Genomic DNA, 3,073 nt, shown 5'->3' with positions numbered 1-3,073 from the left:
TGCTGTTGACGGCACAGATCTTCTGCCTCTAGGCTAAAGGGGTGATAAGGTGCAGCCGGAGTATGACGTAATCATAGTGGGAGCAGGGCCGGCGGGCATTTTTTCCGCCTTGGAACTGAGTTCAAAGACCGCTTTCAAGGTCCTCCTGCTGGAGAAAGGTCCGGATATTTCGGCCCGGAACTGTCCGATGAAAAGACGCGGTATCTGTGCCCGCTGTAACCCGTGTTCCATTGTTTCCGGTTGGGGTGGAGCCGGGGCCTTTAGCGACGGCAAGCTGACTCTTACCACTGAGTTCGGCGGCTGGTTGGACGAATTCATGGAGCGGAGCCGAGTGGCCGAATTGATCAAAAGCGTAGACAACGTCTACCTTCGCTTCGGAGCGCCGGAGCATGTCTTTGGCACCGATCAAGATCAAATCAAAGAAATCCAGCGCCAAGCAGCCAGGGCCGATCTTAACCTGGTACCGGCCCGGATCCGCCATTTAGGCACCGAACAATGCTTTGCCATTTTGCGCGATATGCGCCACTATATCGGCGAGCGGGTGGAAATACGGTGCCGAACGCCGGTGCGGACAATTCTAGTGCAGGACGGTCGGGCCGTGGGCGTAGAAACCGAGCAGGGAGAAACCATACGATCCCGGTATGTAATCGTGGCTCCCGGACGCGACGGTTCAGACTGGTTTTCCAAAGAAGCCACGCGCTTAGGGCTCAAAATGGAAGTGAACCCGGTAGACATCGGCGTGCGGGTGGAAGTGCCGGCGGTAGTTATGGAACATCTAACCGACGTGATCTACGAGTCTAAGTTTATCTTTTTCTCCAAAGCGTTCGACGATCGGGTCCGCACTTTTTGTATGAACCCTTTCGGCGAAGTGGTGCTGGAAAACAACAGCGGCCTGCTCACAGTAAACGGCCACTCCTACGCCGAAAAACGTAGCGAGAACACGAATTTTGCCATTTTAGTCAGCAAAACTTTCACCGAACCGTTTCGAGAACCGATTTCCTACGGAAAATATATCGCCAGTCTGGCCAATCTACTGGGCGATGGAGTACTGGTACAGCGACTGGGAGATTTCCTGTCCGGCCGCCGCAGCACCCTGGAGCGTTTGCAGCGGGGCATGGTAGAGCCCACACTGAAAGCAGCCACCCCGGGAGATTTAAGCCTGGTTCTTCCTTACCGCCACATGGTGAGTATCGTCGAGATGCTACAAGCTTTAGATATAGTGGCACCCGGAGTCTACTCGCGCCACACTCTCTTGTACGGTGTCGAAGTCAAGTTTTATTCCTCCCGGCTCGAACTCACATCCGAGCTGGAGACCGGAATCAAAAACCTGTTTGCCGCCGGCGACGGCGCCGGCGTCTCCCGTGGCCTAGTACAAGCCTCCGCCTGCGGCCTAGTCTGCGCCGAAGCCATCATAAGCCGCAACCTGTAGGGATCGGCCTCCGTGCCGACCCGGCCACCACTAATCTTCGGTTGACACGTACCCGGTTTTATTGTACTATATTAGCGTTGAGTGGGCCATTAGCTCAGGTGGCAGAGCACCTGACTTTTAATCAGGGTGTCGGAGGTTCGAGTCCTCCATGGCCCACCACTCATACCTGGAGTTTCGGCGTTGTTATCACTCTTGGAAACATAATCAAAATAGCAGTTTTGCTGCCGCAGTGCTACCATAGGATTAAGACTAGCAGGGATTACCTCCCTGCTAGTTTTTGGCGTAGAGATCTTGCTTTTTGCCCTGCTTTTTAGCAAATTGCTTCTTAATAGTAGAGCGCTTAGGTTGGACGTGTCGCTTCGTCCAATGAAGGGGACCTTATCAAACAGCAGAAAATTCTGTTATACTTATACATAGAAGGGCCAAAAGAACGCGCCGGCACTAGTTCATAGCCTACCTGCAATGGAAACGATCCATAGCTGCGGGGAATCCACGTATCATACTGTTCCTTGCCTACCTATAAGGGATGGAGACTACAAAACATAAGCTCTAGCTGTCTTTGCATTGGCTACAACAAGAGGAGCCATTCACAAAGGCGGCTTTCTGACGTGAAAAAAGAGCCCCTATCGGGCTCTTTCGGCTTCTGATATACCAAGATAGTCTTTCAATGCTTTCTGGAGCGGTGCTGAAAAGTTGACTTTCTGTTCTTCTGCTAGGTCATTAAACCACCTGGGAGGGTAAGCTCCTTCTCGATAACAACCTTGTAGTACTTGAGGGTTCGTGCTGTTATCCTGGAGAAGAAAGGTTTGACTTAGGTAGGAAGTGGTAAGGATACTGTCGAAGTGATTTAAGTGTGATTACAATAGTTTACCCCATGAGACTGGGCGAAGGAATGTGCGGGTTATAATCCCGGGAGACATGATGGGTACAAAGGAGGTCCATCGTGCAAGCAAATTCGAAGAAAGATTTTAGCCTGATCAAAATGTTAATTGTTATTACCATGATTATTATTTTAGCCCTAATTGCAGTATCTACATACCGGGGCCGGACCCAAAAAGCGAAATCCACGTCATTGCAGCACGACGCTAGCCTTATCCAAGGACTTGACAAATCTGAGCCGATCAAAAAACCGGAAGAACGGGAAGAAGGCGAGATCTCTATCTATACCGCCGAGGAGCTAGCCAAGATCGGCCACGACTCGGCCTATCCCCTAAACGGCACTTACTATCTTATGGCTGATCTCGATCTGTCTGGTGTTGGCGGAGAAGAGGGCTGGGTCCCCATCGGTTTCCCGAAGGACCAAAATCACAATGTCATGGATACAAGGCTGTCTTTTGTCGGCACCTTCGACGGCAACGGCTGCGTGATCCGCCATCTCCAAATCAACCGTCCTGAGGCCGATGGCCAGGGTCTATTCAGCAGAATCGGCCCGGGAGCAGAGCTCATCAACATTAAGCTCGAAGACGTTAATATCACTGGCAAAGATTGCACTGCCGGCCTAGCGGGGCAAAACTATGAGGGCACCATCTCAGACTGCTATTCCACCGGCACTGTTACCGGCGCAATAAGAACCGGCGGCCTCGTGGGCCGGAATTGGGGCACCATCACCAATAGTCTCTTCACTGGCGACGTTAACGGCAAACT

At 51.9% G+C, this 3,073-nt stretch carries 2 protein-coding genes and 1 tRNA gene; all 3 read left to right on the top strand.

The features are described from left to right. The first annotated feature begins 49 nt into the window (after positions 1-49). A complete protein-coding gene (locus GX016_10875; GenBank protein HHT72044.1) occupies positions 50-1,429 on the top strand; it encodes an NAD(P)/FAD-dependent oxidoreductase in 1,380 nt (459 codons plus the stop codon). An 83-nt stretch (positions 1,430-1,512) separates the two neighbouring features. After that, a tRNA-Lys gene (locus GX016_10870) sits at positions 1,513-1,588 on the top strand. A gap of 784 nt (positions 1,589-2,372) precedes the next feature. After that, on the top strand, positions 2,373-3,073 hold a 701-nt coding region (locus GX016_10865; protein ID HHT72043.1), incomplete at its 3' end, for a type II secretion system protein.

The sequence above is a fragment of the Bacillota bacterium genome, from assembly GCA_012837285.1.
Lineage (GTDB): Bacteria > Bacillota > DTU030 > DUMP01 > DUMP01 > DUNI01.
The sequence above is the reverse complement of the archived record's forward strand: the minus strand, read 5'-3'. Positions and strand labels throughout refer to the sequence as shown.